The organism is Hymenobacter fastidiosus (genome assembly GCF_039539565.1).
GTDB classification, from domain to species: domain Bacteria; phylum Bacteroidota; class Bacteroidia; order Cytophagales; family Hymenobacteraceae; genus Hymenobacter; species Hymenobacter fastidiosus.
On record NZ_BAABDJ010000002.1, the window covers coordinates 484,586 to 501,298 of the forward strand.

The window sequence follows — 16,713 nt, forward strand, 5'->3', positions numbered from 1 at the left end:
TAGGCCTTCGTTCAGGCTCTTTTGACGTATCAGTGTTAAGTGAATGCCTACATTTGACCCCATATTCATTTCGAACTTCCTGCCATGATTGCAACTGTAGCCTCCCGTTCGGAGGTGCTTCAGCATCTCGAACCTTTCCTGAAAGCCAACCTTGATGGTTTTTTGAAGAAAGTTGATGAAAGCTGGCAGCCTTCCGACTATATGCCCGACTCCCGTTCCGAGACGTTCTTCGAGGAGGTACGCGCCATTCGCGAAGCTGCCCAGGGACTGAGCTACGATTTGCTGGCCGTGCTTATCGGCGACACTATCACCGAAGAGGCCCTGCCTAACTACGAAGCCTGGTTCCATCAGCTCGATGATATGAACAAGGACCCGGATAACGGCTGGGCCCAGTGGATCCGGGGCTGGACGGCGGAGGAAAACCGCCACGGCGACCTGCTCAACCGCTACCTCTACCTCTCGGGCCGCGTGAATATGCGCGAGTTTGAGGTCAGCACCCAGTACCTGATTGCCGACGGCTTCGACCTGGGCACGGCCCACGACCCGTACCGGGCTTTCATCTACACCAGCTATCAGGAAGCGGCCACCAATCTCTCGCACCGCCGCGTGGGCACCCTGGCCCGCAAGGCCGGCGATGCTCAGCTGTCCAAGATCTGCGGCATGATTGCCGGCGACGAAGCCCGCCACGCCCGGGTGTACCAGACCTTCGTAGAGAAAATCTTCGAGGTGGACCCATCCGAAATGATGCTGGCCTTCGAGGATATGATGCGCAAGAAAATCGTGATGCCGGCTCACTACATGCGCGAAATGGGCGTGGAGATGGGCAAGACTTTCGGCCACTTCACCGACGCGGCCCAGCGCCTGGGCGTATACACCAGCCAGGACTACACCGACATTCTGGAAAGCCTGATTACCACCTGGAAGCTCGACCAGGTTGCGGACCTGAATGGCGCGGCTGAAAAAGCCCGCGACTATATCATGGCCCTGCCCAACCGCCTGCGCCGCGTCGCCGACCGGATGCCGGTGCCCAAGCTCGAATACAAATTCAAGTGGATTGAGTAACCCCGCTTCAGAAACCACAAAAAAGCCGCGCCCGGATTTCCGGGCGCGGCTTTTTTGTGGCAGATATTCCCGGGTGCTACCCGGTGGCCCTGGGCTCGTTGAGTACCTCCACCTGCCGAAACTCCAGGCTGCTTCCCGCCATCCGGTAGCGGATGGTGCGCCGGCCGCCACTCGGGCAGCCCGGCGCATCGGCGGACTGATAGACGGGGAAACTGCGCTGCAGCGTGTTGCCGCGCACCTCAGACTGGTCCTGGCCCCGGTAGCCGCGGGCCGCAACACCGGTGAGCGGGGGCAACGGCTCCATCGGGTCCCAGTGCTGCCCGCCAAACCAGTCGTCGCGCACGGTGCCGGCCGCGTTGCGGCGGTCGTCGCGGAGGAAGATGAGCAACTCGTCGCCGGGGCCGGTGGTGAGTTTGGCCAGCTGGACTTCCTGCACTTCGCCGGCTATGGTATCCGGGGCCGTGGTTAGCTCTTGGCTATTCTGCCCGGCCCGCACCGCCAGCACCCGCGCCCCGGCCGGCCCGCGGGTGCTGACCACGTACCGATAGGGTCCGCTGGTCAGCTCCCGCCGGAAGCCAGGGGCAACGGCCGCGGGGGCCGGAGCGGAGGCCAGGGGGGGGGGGGCGGCCAGTGGTGGTTTCACGGGTACTGTCGCAGGCCGTCAGGGCGGCCCGGGCCAGCAGGCTGCGCAGGCACAAAGAAAAGCGCCTGGAAGGGCGGGGGAGGCGGAAAGAGCCCCAAGATACGCGCTGCCGGGCTGGCCTGGCAGACGGGTTACTCCACTACTTTCACGCCCTTCCAGAAGGCCACCCGCCCCTTGATTTCCTGGGCGGCATCCTTGGGCTCGGGGTAGTACCAGGCCGCGTCCTTGTTCAGCTCCCCGTTTACGCGCACCGAATAGTAGCTGGCGCGGCCCTTCCAGGGGCAGCTGGTCTGGGCGATGCTGCTCTCAAAGAACTCCTGCTTCAAAGAGTCGGCGGGGAAGTAATGGTTGTTTTCGACTACCACGGTGCTGTTGCTTTCCGCGAGTAAGGTGTCGTTCCAGATGGCTTTCATGGGGTAGGGGTGGGGGAGTAGGTGATTAGGTAAATCGGCTGCGACAACCGGCCCGCGCAATGCTACGGGTTTGCCGAATGCCCAAAACGAACAATGCCGGCCGTGCCGTTGTTCTGACGACCTAATCTCTTTCCTATGGCTGCTGGTTTCCGTTTCCGGGATTTCGTGCCCGAGGACTCGCCCGAAAAAGGGTTTGAGTCGCTGTTTAAGATCTTCATGCAACTGGTTACCATCACGTCCGGCGACGTGGGCGAGGCCCTGTCCTGGCTCAACGAGCTCGACAAGCAGCACAAGCTCACCGATGGCGAGTATGGTATCGGCAACTTCATCGAGGACTTGAAGAAAAAGGGCTACATCGACGAGAACGAGCAGGAGCGGGGCGCCTTCAAGATTACGCCCAAGACCGAGCAGGGCATCCGCAAGAGCGCTTTGGAGGAAATCTTCGGCAAGCTCAAGAAGGGCAACACCGGCAACCACCGCACCCCGCAGGTGGGCCAGGGCGACGAGCTGAGTACCGACCTGCGCGAGTTCCGCTTCGGCGACGCCGTGGACCAGATTTCAATGACCGAATCCATCCGCAACGCCCAGCTCAACCACGGCCTGACCGACGAGTTCATCCTGGCCGAGGGCGACCTGGAAGTGCGCGAAACCGAGCACAAAACCCAGACCAGCACCGTGCTGATGATTGACATCTCGCACTCCATGATCCTCTACGGCGAAGACCGCATCACGCCCGCCAAGAAGGTAGCCATGGCCCTGGCCGAGCTCGTGAAGCAGAAGTACCCCAAGGACTTTCTCGACATCATCGTGTTCGGCAACGACGCCTGGCCCATCACCATCAAGGATCTGCCCTACCTTGAAGTGGGCCCCTACCACACCAACACGGTAGCCGGCCTGGAGCTGGCCCTGGACCTGCTGCGCAAGCGCAAGACGCCCAACAAGCAGATTTTCATGATTACCGACGGCAAGCCCACCTGCCTCAAGGAAGGCAACGGCTACTATAAGAACAGCTTCGGGCTCGACCGCAAAGTGGTGAACAAGACCCTGAACCTGGCCGCCGCCGCCCGCCGCCTCCACGTGCCCATCACCACCTTCATGATTGCCTCCGACCCGTATCTGCAGCAGTTCGTGGAGGAGTTCACCCAGGTAAACCAGGGCAAGGCCTACTACTCCGGCCTCAAGGGTCTGGGGCACCTGGTGTTTGAGGACTACAAAAAGAACCGCCGCAAGACGCTCTAGTTGTATAGTCCCGGCAGGAACTCTGCCAGAAGGACCTCATGCAGCGCTTGTCGAGGAATCTCGCATGTGGTCGTGTGATGACTAATCCACCCTCAGCCCGCGGGATGCTTCGGCTTCGCTCAGCATGACGCTCTTCATTTTTTTGCTCCCTGTTCCCTTTGACTTTCCACTTGACCACCCTTGACTAGCTCTATGGCTTACACCAAGCTTTCGACCACTGAACTGCAAAGCATCACAACTCTCGGCGCCCTGAAAAAGGCGGGCTACCAGCCCCGCTCCGTGAAGCAGGAGCTGCGCGACAACCTCATTGCCAAGCTCCAGGCCAAGGAAGACGTATTTCCCGGCATCTTCGGCTACGAGGAAACCGTGATTCCGGACCTGCAGCGCGCTATTCTGAGCATGCACCACATCAACCTGCTCGGCCTGCGGGGCCAGGCCAAGACCCGTATTGCCCGCCTGCTGGTGGAGCTGCTCGACGAGTACGTGCCGGTGGTGGAAGGCTCCGAGCTCAACGACGACCCCCTGCAGCCGCTGAGCATCTACGCCAAGCACCTCATTGCCGAGAAAGGCGACGCCACGCCGGTAGCGTGGATGCACCGCTCGGACCGCTATACCGAGAAGCTGGCCACACCCGACGTATCGGTGGCCGACCTCATCGGCGATGCCGACCCCATCAAGGCCGCCACGCTGAAATTGCCCTACTCCGACGAGCGGGTGATTCACTTCGGCCTGATTCCCCGCTCGCACCGCGGCATCTTCGTTATCAACGAGCTGCCCGACCTGCAGGCCCGCATTCAGGTGTCGCTGTTCAACATCCTGCAGGAAGGCGACATCCAGATCCGGGGCTTCAAGGTGCGCCTGCCGCTGGATATCCAGTTCGTGTTCACGGCCAACCCCGAGGACTACACCAACCGGGGCTCCATCGTGACCCCGCTCAAGGACCGGATCGACTCCCAGATCATCACCCACTACCCGAAATCCATCGAAATCGGGAAGCGCATCACCCGCCAGGAAGCCCGCATCAAGGAGGCCCAGATCGGGATGGTGACCACCAACGAAATCATCCGCGACCTGGTGGAGCAGGTGGCCGTGGAAGCCCGGGCTTCGGAGTTCGTCGATGCCAAGAGCGGCGTATCAGCCCGCCTGACCATCGCGGCCTACGAAAGCCTGATCAGCGCGGCCGAGCGCCGCGCCCTGATCAACGGCGAAAAGAAAACCTACGTCCGCATTGCCGACTTCCTGGCCGCCGTACCCGCCCTCACCGGCAAGGTGGAGCTGGTGTATGAGGGCGAGCAGGAGGGCGCCGGGCTGGTGGCCGAGAAGCTGATGGGCAAAGCCATTCGCACGCTGTTCCTGACCTACTTCCCCGACCCCGACAAGCAGAAGAAAAAGAAAACCCTGCCCAACCCCTACAAGGAGGTGCAGGACTGGTTCGGGGCCGGCAACACCGTCGACGTGCTCAGCGACGCTTCGGACAAGGACTACCACAAGGCCCTGGAGCAGGTGCCCGGTCTGCGCAACATCGTGACCTTCCTGCACCCAAATGAGGATCAGGAAACCACCTGGTTCCTGATGGAGTTCTGCCTGCACGGCCTGGCCGAGCACAGCCTGATTTCGCGCAACCGCGTGCAGGCAGGCACCCAGTTCAAGGACCTGCTCTCGTCGATGTTCACCATGCCCAGCTTCGGCGGCGATGAGGACGAGGACGACGAGGAAGAAAAGCCCCGCAAGCGCCGGTAGCACGGCAACGTCAGTCAGGCTGAAATACGTCTGTCATCCTGAGCGGCGCGAAGCAAAGCGAAGGACCTTCCTCTTCGCTCTCTGTGAAGCCCTTTAATTGAGCAAAGCCCTTTACCGTAACGTGGTAAAGGGCTTTGAGCGTTTAAAGAGGGTTGTAGCGCGGGAAGAGGCAGGTCCTTCGCGCTGCGGACGCCAGATGAAGAATGACAGACGTACCTAACCATCGACTAAGTTTTTGGAGCATATTTTTTGATTTTTGAAAAATATGCTCCAAAATCTGACACCTGATGCCTCGCAAGTCCATTCCTTCTAACGAGGCTGTTTAGGGTTTCGAAAAAGCTGTCATCTTGAGCGGAGCGAAGGACCTTATTACGTCCGTACCACTTGGAATTAGGCCAAAATGAGCCGTCGTGAGAAGGGCCTTCGCAAGCGTACGCCAGATGAAGGATGACAAACGACGAAAAAACCGAAACCCTAAACAGGTTCAACACCCTGCCGGCGCAGGTGCGCAAGTACTTCGGCCTCGACCAGCAGGAGCTGGCCGACTACCTTGGCACCAGCCGGCCGCTGCTGGCCCACCTCGAAGCCGGCCGCCGCGCCCTTGCCAGCCGGGTGCTGCTGCGCCTGAACTCCCTGGCCGCGCTGCTGCCCGCCGGGGCCCCGGCCCGGCCCGCCGTCCCCGCGCCCGAAGTGCCCCCGCCCGGCGTGCCGGATGCCGACCTGCTCACGGCCCGTCAGGACCTCGAAGCCGAGCTGGATACCTACCAGAACCGCGACTCCAACCTGGGCTACACCGACCGCCAGGTAGCGCGCGGCAAAGCCGAAACCGCCGCCCTGCTCACCGGCGTGGAGGCGGAAATCGGCATGTACACGACCATGCTGGCCACGCCCGGCCTGTCGGCCCGCCTGCTCAAGCAAAATCAAAGCAAGCTGCGCCGGGCCAACGACCGGCGCGAAAACCTCACCGACCAGGGCGGCGCCCGCAGCGGTCCGGCCCGCATCCTGGCGGCCGTCGACGCCGAGCAGGTAGATGCCCAGGTGGTGGTGCTCACCGATGCCCAGACCCAGGTGACCACCCACCGCGCCACACTGCCGGCCTAGGCTTCCCGCGTACGGCACCCATCAACGCCCCGCCTGTTCTTATCCGACGCCTGTTGCATACCCCGAACGGCCGCCCGCGCAAGCAGGGCGGCCGTTCCGGTTTCCGCGCCGGTTCTGGCTCCCGGGCCGCCGCCGGACCCGGCGAGCTTCCCCGGGGGCTGCTACTGGTGCCTGGCCAGACTACGGAAATCCGGAGGAGCGAAACCGGCCTTTCGCCCGGGAATGCGGCCCATTAATCGAATGAGGGATTTAAGCGATGATAATAGCTTCTGCTTTGGGTCAGGTCAGTTTCAAAGGGCTCCGTTGCCATAACTTGCCTCTTGTTTTTATTCAAAAAAAACCTCCTGCACTGCACTTGCTGGTCCGGTGCCCTGCCGACCTGTTGCCAGTTGTAACAAATCCGGCTGGCAAGAGGTATCCGGGACCGGGATACCGCAAAATGGGGTGTTTTATAAGCGTTGGCTTACAGCGTCTTATCCTTACTTTTACATGTTCTCTAACGGGTAAACTGCCGGCCCTTTAAAACAGAGGAATTCCGTGAGAGGACCAACAGGTATTCAGCCGCCAGGTAGCTCTGGGTCCCGGCGCATACCCCGGGATTAATACAAGTTGCGAAATTAAGTAGTCGCTTTGAACTGGCGATAAAATTCTGTAAAGTCGTACTCGTGCGTCACTTCTTCACTTTCTAAAACAGCCGTCTATGAAAGCTTTTTTCTCCGTTCGTTTTGTGTCGCTACTGGTGCTGGTAGCCCTGCTGGTACCCACTCTCCCAACGGCCGAAGCGGCCAGCTGGCCCCTGGGCGGCAAAACCGGTAAACACCGGGTAGGCGAGCATCGCCCTAACTACAAAAAATACAAGGGCAAGCGTACCCATCCCCGGGCCTTCCGCATCCTTCACCTTGGGTAAGCACCCGTCCGGAGCCAACCCCCCGGGTCTTGAGGACAATTCAGCCTAGCCACAAAAAAGCCGCTTGATGTCAAGCGGCTTTTTTTGTAGTCCGGAGCCCGGGCAAACTAGGCTTCCGTCACCACGATTTTCTGAATCTCGTCGTTGGCCTTGATCTGGTCGATAACGTCGACCCCTTCCACGACTTTGCCGAATACGGTGTGCACGCCGTCGAGGTGGGCGGTATTGTCGCGGCTGTGCACCACGAAGAACTGGGAGCCGCCGGTGTTCTTGCCCGCGTGGGCCATGCTCAGCGCGCCGCGCTCGTGGTACTGGTGGCCGCCCTTGGTTTCGCAGTCGATTTTATGGCCGGGGCCGCCGGTGCCGGGCGAGCCTTTCGCCCCGTCGCGGGAGTTGGGGCAGCCGCCCTGAATCACGAAGTTGGGGATGACGCGGTGAAACTTGAGGCCGTCGTAGAAGCCTTTCTGAGCCAGGTCGGTGAAGTTCTGAACAGTTTTGGGCGCGTCCTGGTCGTAGAACTCCACTTTCATAACTCCTTTGCTGGTGTGGATTTCGGCAGTTTTCATGCGAAGAAAGAAAAATTAGATGGATGGGTAGACTGGCTATCCGCAACCCCGGGCCGCGGAGCCGGGAGCAAAGGTAGCCAATTCAGCCGCGGCCCAAACATCCGGCGAACCAGGGAGTTTCGTAGTCGGTAATACAATATCGGAAACTGAATATGCCCATATTGCGCCCGAACTCATCCCAACCAACCCCAATCCCGTTCCGCATTCCATGAAAAAGACCCTGAGAACCGCCTCCTTCGCTGTCTGTGCCGCTACCTTCCTGGCCGTCGGCCTGAGCAGCTGCGGTGAGACCAAAACCGAAACTGCCGACACGGCCGCGGCCGAAGCCGCCATGGTCGCTGACTCGGCCGCCATGCCTACCGACTCGGCCCGCATGGGTAACCCCGAGGGTATAATGGTCGATGGCGTAGCCATGACGCCCGACAAAACCATCATCCAGAACGCCGTGCAGGCCGCCAGCGTCAGCACCCTGGTGAAAGCCATATCGGCGGCCGATCTGGGCGGGACGCTGAGCGGCCCCGGTCCCTTCACGGTATTTGCCCCCACCAACTCGGCCTTTATCTCGCTGCCGAAAGGCGCGCTCGATGGCCTGCTGAAGCCCGAAAGCAAAGAGAAGCTGAAAGGCGTGCTGACCTACCACGTCATTGCCGGCCGCCTGCTGGCCGCCGACCTGAAAGACGGGCAGGAGCTGACCACCGTAAACGGGGAGAAGCTCAAGGTGGCCCTGAAAGACGGCAAGGTGATGATCAACAACGCTACCGTCCAGATTGCCGACGTGGTGTCCAGCAACGGCGTAACCCACGTTATCGACCAGGTTCTGCTGCCCCCGGCTCCAGCCATGTAAGGGTAGCCCCCGGCCTTTTCCACCGGAAAATGGCTGGGCCTACCACCGTCGGACTGATCGGTTCGACCCCACCCAAAAGCCATCCGCGACTGTGCGGGTGGCTTTTGGTTTTACGCTTACAGCGGTTTGGCGAACGGTATGGCTGCCGGTCCGGCGGCTACCAGCCGTCGGGCCGGTCGTCGCTTGCGCCATGCCGCCTGAACAGCGTTAGCTAACGGAAACCGGTCCGACGGCTGAAAAAGCCGCCGGACCGGGACCTACACCGTTCGCCAAACCGCTATAAGCGGGCTTGCCTGGACCGGTCATAGAGGGGAGGCGAGCGTAGAAGCGGTTGGTAGTCAGCTTTCATCCGGGCCTCGGCCTGAGCGCATTGCCTCCTCGGGTTTTGCTGGCCCCACACAGTATAAATTTCTGTATGCAGTATAAGCCGTACCTTACGTGGGTCCCCGTTCGCACTAAAAAAAGGCAGGCTAGGTTGTTCCGCTAAATGATGCTTTCTTTTTTATACTCCTCACGCAGTGGTTCGCGAAAAGCAAGTAGGGTGCGGGGCTGGCCCCCGCACCCTACGGCGCCACGAGGATAGCTACCATGCTGGTAGCGATTGTGTGCCTTAACCCGGACGTACAACCTGGACCATTGAAAACCTGCCTTGAAGGGCAGCAACACTACCCATGAAGGAAAGCGAGAACCAGTATCGGAGGCTCATTGAAGCCAGTCAGGATTTGTTGGTCACGGTGAATCTGGAGGGTATTATTCTGGATACCAACGAGGCCGCGGTCAAAATTACCGGGGTTGACCGGGAGGCTCTGCTTGGGTCCGATTTCTTTGCCTACTTCACGGCCCCGGCCCTGGTCCGGGACATGTACCGGAAAGTAGTGGCTACCGGCGCCGTGACCAATGTACCCTTCACCATGATCCATGCCAATGGCACGCTGACCGAGGTGTTGTTCGATGGCACGGTGAACAGGGACAACCACGGCAAAGTATTGGGGGCGGTAATTGTGACCCGGGAAATTGCCGAGAAAAACTGGGCTGCGGAGCTGGGCATCGCTAATAAGGAACTCGCCTTTCAGCACAACGAAAAGGAAAAGCGGGCCGATGAGCTCAGTATTGCCAACGAGGAGCTGGCGTTTCAGAACGATGAGAAGGAAAAGCGGGCGGCCGAACTAAGCGTGGCCAACGAGGAGCTGGCGTTTCAGAACGACGAGAAAGAAAAGCGGGCCGCCGAGCTGGGTATCGCCAATGAGGAGCTGGCATTTCAGAACGACGAGAAGGAAAAGCGGGCGGCCGAACTAAGCGTGGCCAACGAGGAGCTGGCCTTTCAGAACGACGAGAAAGAAAAAAGAGCGGCGGAGCTCAGCATTGCCAACATCGAGCTGGCCTTCCAGAACGACGAGAAGGAAAAGCGGGCCCAGGAGCTGAGCATCGCCAACATGGAGCTGGCGTTTCAAAACGACGAGAAAGAGAAGCGGGCCGCCGAGTTAGGTATCGCCAACGAGGAGCTGGCCTTTCAGAACGACGAGAAGGAAAAGCGGGCCCAGGAGCTGAGTGTTGCCAACACGGAGCTGGCCTTCCAGAACGACGAGAAGGAGAAGCGGGCCGCCGAGCTCAGTATTGCCAATAAGGAGCTGGCCTTCCAGAACGACGAGAAGGAAAAGCGGGCCGCCGAGCTGAGCGTGGCCAACGAGGAGCTGGCGTTTCAGAACAACGAGAAAGAGAAGCGGGCCGCCGAGTTGGGTATCGCCAACGAGGAGCTGGCCTTTCAGAACGACGAGAAGGAAAAGCGGGCCCAGGAGCTGAGTGTTGCCAACACGGAGCTGGCCTTCCAGAACGACGAGAAGGAGAAGCGGGCCGCCGAGCTCAGTATTGCCAATAAGGAGCTGGCCTTCCAGAACGACGAGAAGGAAAAGCGGGCCGCCGAGCTGAGCATTGCCAACAAGGAGCTGGCGTTTCAGAACGATGAGAAGGAGAAGCGGGCTCAGGAGCTCAGTATTGCGAATAAAGAACTCGCCTTCCAGAATGATGAAAAGGAAAAGCGCGCCGCCGAGCTCAGCATTGCTAACGAGGAGCTGGCGTTTCAGAACGACGAGAAGGAAAAGCGGGCTCAGGAGCTGAGCGTGGCCAACACGGAGCTGGCGTTTCAGAACGACGAGAAAGAAAAGCGGGCCGCCGAGCTGGGTATCGCCAACGAGGAGCTGGCCTTTCAGAACGACGAGAAGGAAAAGCGGGCCCAGGAGCTGAGCATTGCCAACACGGAGCTGGCCTTCCAGAACGACGAGAAGGAGAAGCGCGCCGCCGAGCTCAGCATTGCCAACATCGAGCTGGCCTTTCAGAACGATGAGAAGGAAAAGCGGGCCGCTGAGCTCGTTATTGCCAACGAAGAGCTGGCTTTCCAGAACGATGAGAAAATAAAGCGGGCGGCCGAGCTGCGCATTGCCAACTACGCCCGCGGCCTGATTGAAGCCAGCCGCGACCCGTTGGTCACCATCAGCCCCGAGGGGAAGATTACAGACATGAACATGGCCACGGTGTACATCACCGGCCTCGACCGGGAACAGCTCCTGGGCTCCGACTTCTTCGTCTACTTCACCGAGCCGCAAATGGCGCGGGAAGTGTACCAGGAGGTGTTTGCCAAAGGCACGGTAGCCGATTCTCCCCTGACCCTGCGCCATAAGGACGGCAAGCTGACCGACGTGCTGTTTAATGGCTCGGTCTACAAAAACGACGAGGGCCACGTGCTGGGCGTGGTGGTAGTGGCGCGCGACGTAACCGACCAGAAGCGTATTGCCACTGAGCTGAACGAGGCCAAGATTGCCGCCGAGCAGGCCACGGTGCTGGCCGAGGAAGCCCAGGCCAAAGCCGAAACGGCCACCGGCATTGCCGAAGATGCCGTGAAGGCCAAGCAGCAGTTCCTGAGCAACATGAGCCACGAAATCCGGACGCCCATGAACGCCATCATCGGCTTCACGAAGGTGGTGCTGAAAACGGAGCTGACTGAAAAGCAGCAGGAGTACCTGACCGCCATCAAGCTCAGCGGCGACACCCTGATTGTGCTCATCAACGACATTCTGGACCTGGCCAAAGTAGACGCGGGCAAGATGACGTTTGAGCAGATTCCGTTCAAGCTCTCGGCTTCCGTGTCGGCTATGGTACACCTGTTCGAAACCAAAATCCAGGAGAAGAACCTGGAGCTGGTGATGGAGTACGACGATAAAATTCCGGAAGTGGTGGTGGGCGACCCGGTGCGGCTGCACCAGATTATCCTGAACCTGGTGAGCAACGCCGTCAAGTTCACGAGCGAAGGCCGCATCACGGTGGGAGTACGGATGCTGGTGCAGGACAAGGAAAAGGTGATCCTCGAATTCGCCGTTACCGATACCGGCATCGGCATTGAGGAAGCGAAGCTGGGCACCGTGTTCGACAATTTTCAGCAGGCCACCAGCGGCACGTCGCGCCTGTACGGGGGCACCGGGCTGGGCCTGGCCATCGTCAGGAACCTGGTGGAGCCCCAGGGCGGTACCATCACCGTGAAAAGCAAGGTGGGCGTGGGCTCCACGTTCAGCTTTATCCTGAGCTTTGCCAAAACCCTGGAGAAAGCCGATACCGATACCAACCTCATCATTGAGCGGGAAACCGGCTTTAAGGACGTTAAAATCCTGGTGGTGGAAGACATTGCCCTCAACCAGCTGCTGATGAGAACGCTGCTGGAGGACTTTGGCTTCGAAATGGAAGTGGCCGGCAATGGCCGCATTGCCGTGGAGAAGCTGCGCACCACCCGCTACGACATTGTGCTGATGGACCTGCAGATGCCCGAAATGAACGGGTTCGAAGCCACGGAGTACATCCGCACCCAGCTGAACCTGAAAGTGCCCATCATTGCCCTCACAGCCGATGTCACCACGGTAGATGTGGAGAAGTGCAAGGCCGTGGGCATGAACGACTACATCTCCAAACCCATCGACGACAAGCTGCTCTACAGCAAAATTATCAAGCACCTGAAAATCGCGGATCACGCAAAAGAAGCCGTAGCGCCGGATCAGGACGCCAGGGTGCCGGCCGAGCTGCTGCCCTGCGTCAACTTCGATTACCTGCGCCGCATCACCAAGAGTGATGCCCGCATGGCCGAAATGATTTACCTGTACCTGCAGGAAATTCCGCAGCTGGTGCAGACCATGAAAAAAGCCATCGCGGAAAACGAGTGGAAAGCGCTGAAATTGGCTACCCACTCCATCATTCCCACGTTTGCCACCATGGGCATCAACCCGAAGTTTGAAGACATCGCTAAGGATCTGCAGGCCCTGGCCGTGCTGCTCATCGCCAACGAGGAAAGTGAAGAAGCCACTGCGGAAACTATGAACAGAGCGCTGGCCTCCTTCACAAAAATAGAAGTGGTGTGCGCACTGGCGGCCCGGGAGCTGGAGGAGAAGCTGCAACGGATTTCGCAAACCCTGCAGGTTGCGCGCGCGAAGCCTGAGGAAACAATTTAAACGGGCCTCGCACAAGGGGTAGCACTATAATAGGAACAGAAAATATCGGTAAGGAAAAGTCAAGCAGACCAGTAACTCACAAAATGTCCGGTTTAACGCCACGGCGGTGGTCTAATGTAAGATGATACTGCGATTATGGTTGTCGATGATAATTTTAATTCGGGCGGTAGGCATTTTCAGGCATTTGCTGAACGAACAACTCTTCCGCACCAGCCCGCCCCCGCGTTGGCGCAACGAGCAGTTGATGGCCTCGACGATGCTGGTCCGGCCTTCGCCTTTGGGGCAGGGCCGGTGCTGGTAGCGAGGCCGCACCCTGGCGTAGGCTTTCCATTCGTCGGTAAAGTACCAGCAGTGGCCTTGGTTAAAAGTCTGGTCCCGATGTTACATGCATCCTTCATCGTGGTCCGACGAATCACGCCACACCATATCCTGCTGCGGCAGTAGGGGGAAGGCAGGCGGAGTCACTAGCCCGTTGGCTGCCTTATTGCTCCACGACTGCTTTCGGTCGGTTTCGCAGAAAAGGCAGCGTTAGCAGGGCCACGAGGGCGGGCAGTACCAGGGCCGAAATCCAGAACCCCGAAAACACCCCCGCCGGCCGGGCGTGGGTCGCCTGGAGCCGGGCCAGTTCGGCGGCAATGGCGGCCGCGTTGCGCCCGGCCGCCAGCAACTCCGCCCGCTTAAGGGCCAGCACAAAGGAAAACCACTCCGGGTTCAGCCAGTTGTGATAAAGCGCCAAGTAGGGCCGGTACACTAATTCCGCCACGATGGCCACGCCCAGGGCCAGGCCCACGCGCTGCCACCCCGGCAGGTAGGCCCGCCGACGCTGCCGATTTATCGCGGCGGCCAGCACCCCTACCGGAAGCACGACCACCGCCACGTCCAGGTACTGACCGGTGGCCAGATAAATCGTATCCAACCGGGTAAGCCACATCAAGGTGGTATACAGACAGAGGGAGAATCCCAGCACCAGGCCGTACGTAACGACGGTTTTCAGCAAAGGCGACGCATTCATGGGAGCGCAGGAAAAAACCTGGTAATAGCAAGTTGAGACGTAATTATGGCCGCCACGAAGCGGTTTGCGCAAAGCCAGCGCCTCCCACGATTAACCCGAGCAAGCTGCCCAGGCAAAGCCAGGCAAACACGTCGCCCCACGCCCGGTAGGGGGTCCACACCTTTTGCACCGGCACGGTCGCCACAAAGGCCTTTACGTCGGGGGCGAGGTGGTACTGGCTGCGCACCACTTCCCCGTAGGCCGTCGTCAGGCTGCTTTTGCCCTGGCCCGTGATGCGAAACAGCGCAAAGCCGTTTTCGACGGCCCGCGTCGCCGCCATCCGGGCGTGCAGGTCCCGAATGCCGGGCCAGTCCGCCGCCGGGGCAAACACGATGTCGGCCGCCCCGACCTGCCGGATAAGGCCGGGGTAATCGAAATCGGCGCAGATGGCCCCGGCGTAGGCCACGGGTCCGACCCGGAAGACGGTGGGTGGTTGCTGCGCGGCCACGGCCGGTTCCAGCCCGCTGACCGGCTTGTTTTTCACGTAGTCGTAGACCACCTCCCCCTGGGGAGAGAAGACGGTCAGGTGGTTCGTGCCGGGCCGGGCCGGGAAGCCCCGGTCCACCAGGAAATACGTCACGCCCAGGTACAGCCCGTTCGCTGCCGCAAAGTGGGCATTGCGGGCGGCAAAGGCGGCATAGTCGGGCCGGTATACGATTAGGGCGGCCTCGTTCCAAATGACCCACTGGGGCCGGTACCGCTGCGCGTACTGCTGCGTCTGCGCCAGGTAATAGTGGTGCGCGGCCCCGGCTTTTTGCCGGATAAGCGCGCTGTCGCGGCCCAGCGTCAGGTGCCGGTCCCACACCACTTCCCGGAACCAGGGCCACGAACGCGCGTCCTGAAACGTGAGGCCCAGCACCCGTACCCCCGCCCGCGCCGGGACTTGCTGCCGTATCCGCCCCCACCCCCAGCCGAAGCAGACGACGAGCAGCCCCAGCGCCAGCCCCACCGGCCACACGCCGCGCTGGCCCGCCCGCCGTTGCCGAAGGGCCTCAAACAGGAGGCTGGCCGTAGCGTACAGCAGAAAGGTTACCCCATAAATGCCCGTCCAGGCCGTCAGTTGCAAGAGGTACAGGCTGTCCTGCGAGTAGCCCACCGAGCCCCAGGTGCCGTTGGGGCCGAGGGCCAGGCCGTACTCAACGCTGACCGCCGCCAGGGGCAACAGCAGCCAGCGGCCCGCCGGGGGCACGCGGGTGGCTAGGGCCCGACTCAGCAGAAAGGGCAGCAGGTAGGTGGCGGCAAAGACGAGATTGGTCAGGTGAAAGGACGGCCCCGTTAAAATATTGACCGTGTGCTGCGTGCTGTACACGAGCGTGAGGCCCAGCACCCCCAGCGCGTAGGCCACGAGGGACCGGGTGTGCTGGAAGAATACCAGCCAGAGCAGGGGCGTCACCCAGGCAATGAGCACCCAGCCCGGGTACTCGCCCAGCAGGTATTCCAGGGCGCCGAGTGGCAGGAAAACGAGGTGCCAGGCCGACCAGCGGCCCCCGGCGAAACGGAGAGGAAGCATCTGGCAAAGGTGCGGCCCCCACCTCCCGGCGCTACTTGATTACAATCAAAAAATACCGGGCGGGTCGCTGTTTTTCGACTATCCGGCCCCTCAGCTCTTGGCCGCGGCCGTTTACCCTTTGGCGCGGACCCGGCTGAGCGTTTCCGGGGTGATGCCCAGGTACGAGGCGACCATGCCCAGCGGCAGACGGGCCAGAATCGGCCGGTAGTGGGTGCAGAAGTGCTGGTACTTTTCGGCCGGCGAGGTGAAGCGCAACGAATTCAGGCGTTCCGACTGCTCCATAAACTGCGCGCTCATGATGACCCGCCCGAAGCGTTCCATTTCGTGAAACCGGTCGAACAGGTGCAGCAAGTCCTCCAGCGACAAGGAATACGCTTCTGTGGGCTCAATGGCGGCAATGGCGTAGGGGTCGGGCACGCCCCGCATAAAACTGTAGGCGGACGTCATCCACTGGTTTTCGGCCGCAAAGCCATCGGTCACGATTTTGCCGTCCTTGTTGAAGTAGATGCGAACGAGTCCCTGCTGAATCCAGTACGTGCGCCGGCACACGGTGTCGGCCGGATGGAGCAGGTCGTGCTTGCGGAAGCAGTGATGGTGCGCGCGCTGGCGCAACTCCTCGGCCAGTTGCGGAGAAAGGGTGGTAAACTGCGCCATGTGCTGGAGGAGCGCGTGCATAAGCGAAGGCGGGACTTGAGAAGAGAAGGGTATTGCTGGGAAGGTAACAACTCCGCACCGTCATACTCGTTGCCAGGGAGAAAGAAAGGGGCGTTTCGAACGCCTATTGGCAACTTTACTTGCCGATAGGCACCTCGCATAGCTTTGCGTTCCCCTAATCAAGTGTGCGAGTTAGCTATGTATACCCATCACGAAGCAGGTTGCGAATCGATAATATGAAATTTTAGGGTTAGCAGGGACATGAGTTCTGTGCCAAACTCGTCGAGTCGGTCAAAGAAGTTCAGGACGGCCGTTCTGAATTGGCCTTTGGTGCGGTAAAAGGCGGTGTCGATAATTTTCTGGCGCAAAAACTTCCAGAAGCGCTCAATCAGGTTCAGATTGGGTGAATACGGCGGCAGGAAGACTTGCACCAGGCGTTGGTCGGCCAGCCAGGTGCTCAGGTCCTTATTTTTGTAGTAGCGCGCGTTGTCGCAGA

15 protein-coding genes are annotated in these 16,713 nt (G+C 60.2%); 7 read left to right on the plus strand and 8 right to left on the minus strand.

Features of this window, described 5'->3' with window-relative positions:
* The first annotated feature begins 84 nt into the window (after positions 1 to 84).
* A complete protein-coding gene (locus tag ABD833_RS02845; protein ID WP_345070842.1) occupies positions 85 to 1,062 on the plus strand; it encodes an acyl-ACP desaturase in 978 nt (325 codons plus the stop codon).
* Positions 1,063 to 1,138: 76 nt separating this feature from the next.
* Here ABD833_RS02845 and ABD833_RS02850 read toward each other — a convergent pair whose 3' ends face one another.
* Both ABD833_RS02850 and ABD833_RS02855 read right to left on the minus strand, forming a co-directional pair.
* The gene (locus ABD833_RS02850; protein ID WP_345070844.1) at positions 1,139 to 1,705 is read right to left on the minus strand and encodes a hypothetical protein; all 567 of its coding nucleotides are present in this window, start codon (positions 1,703 to 1,705) and stop codon (positions 1,139 to 1,141) included.
* 131 nt (positions 1,706 to 1,836) lie between these two features.
* Complete coding sequence (locus tag ABD833_RS02855) at positions 1,837 to 2,118, minus strand: DUF427 domain-containing protein (RefSeq protein ID WP_345070845.1); 282 nt, start codon at positions 2,116 to 2,118, stop codon at positions 1,837 to 1,839.
* Between the two features lie 135 nt (positions 2,119 to 2,253).
* On the opposite strand from ABD833_RS02855, the gene ABD833_RS02860 reads away from it, so the two are divergent.
* The 4 genes from ABD833_RS02860 (at position 2,254) to ABD833_RS02875 (ending at position 7,105) form a co-directional block, all read left to right on the plus strand.
* On the plus strand, positions 2,254 to 3,357 hold the full coding sequence (locus tag ABD833_RS02860) for a vWA domain-containing protein (RefSeq protein ID WP_345070846.1): 1,104 nt from the start codon (positions 2,254 to 2,256) through the stop codon (positions 3,355 to 3,357).
* Between the two features lie 192 nt (positions 3,358 to 3,549).
* Positions 3,550 to 5,097 carry a sigma 54-interacting transcriptional regulator gene (locus ABD833_RS02865; protein ID WP_345070847.1) on the plus strand — a complete coding sequence of 516 codons (1,548 nt, stop codon included), beginning with the start codon at positions 3,550 to 3,552 and terminating at the stop codon, positions 5,095 to 5,097.
* A gap of 447 nt (positions 5,098 to 5,544) precedes the next feature.
* Entirely contained in the window at positions 5,545 to 6,198 is a 654-nt protein-coding gene (locus tag ABD833_RS02870) for a helix-turn-helix domain-containing protein (RefSeq protein WP_345070848.1), read from the plus strand.
* A 700-nt stretch (positions 6,199 to 6,898) separates the two neighbouring features.
* On the plus strand, positions 6,899 to 7,105 hold the full coding sequence (locus ABD833_RS02875; RefSeq protein ID WP_345070849.1) for a hypothetical protein: 207 nt from the start codon (positions 6,899 to 6,901) through the stop codon (positions 7,103 to 7,105).
* Positions 7,106 to 7,212: 107 nt separating this feature from the next.
* Here ABD833_RS02875 and ABD833_RS02880 read toward each other — a convergent pair whose 3' ends face one another.
* Positions 7,213 to 7,671: a peptidylprolyl isomerase gene (locus ABD833_RS02880; protein WP_345070850.1), complete on the minus strand. Its 459-nt coding sequence runs from the start codon at positions 7,669 to 7,671 to the stop codon at positions 7,213 to 7,215.
* A gap of 208 nt (positions 7,672 to 7,879) precedes the next feature.
* On the opposite strand from ABD833_RS02880, the gene ABD833_RS02885 reads away from it, so the two are divergent.
* The gene (locus ABD833_RS02885) at positions 7,880 to 8,515 is read left to right on the plus strand and encodes a fasciclin domain-containing protein (protein ID WP_345070851.1); all 636 of its coding nucleotides are present in this window, start codon (positions 7,880 to 7,882) and stop codon (positions 8,513 to 8,515) included.
* Between the two features lie 671 nt (positions 8,516 to 9,186).
* A complete protein-coding gene (locus ABD833_RS02890; protein WP_345070852.1) occupies positions 9,187 to 13,002 on the plus strand; it encodes a PAS domain S-box protein in 3,816 nt (1,271 codons plus the stop codon).
* Between the two features lie 111 nt (positions 13,003 to 13,113).
* Here ABD833_RS02890 and ABD833_RS02895 read toward each other — a convergent pair whose 3' ends face one another.
* The 5 genes from ABD833_RS02895 to ABD833_RS02915 all read right to left on the minus strand — a co-directional run.
* Complete coding sequence (locus ABD833_RS02895; RefSeq protein WP_345070853.1) at positions 13,114 to 13,314, minus strand: hypothetical protein; 201 nt, start codon at positions 13,312 to 13,314, stop codon at positions 13,114 to 13,116.
* 169 nt (positions 13,315 to 13,483) lie between these two features.
* Positions 13,484 to 14,014: a DUF4199 family protein gene (locus tag ABD833_RS02900; protein ID WP_345070854.1), complete on the minus strand. Its 531-nt coding sequence runs from the start codon at positions 14,012 to 14,014 to the stop codon at positions 13,484 to 13,486.
* A gap of 43 nt (positions 14,015 to 14,057) precedes the next feature.
* Positions 14,058 to 15,563: a hypothetical protein gene (locus ABD833_RS02905; protein ID WP_345070855.1), complete on the minus strand. Its 1,506-nt coding sequence runs from the start codon at positions 15,561 to 15,563 to the stop codon at positions 14,058 to 14,060.
* 111 nt (positions 15,564 to 15,674) lie between these two features.
* Entirely contained in the window at positions 15,675 to 16,238 is a 564-nt protein-coding gene (locus ABD833_RS02910; RefSeq protein ID WP_345070856.1) for a Crp/Fnr family transcriptional regulator, read from the minus strand.
* Between the two features lie 188 nt (positions 16,239 to 16,426).
* The coding region (locus ABD833_RS02915) for a transposase (protein WP_345070858.1) at positions 16,427 to 16,713 on the minus strand (287 nt) is incomplete at its 5' end.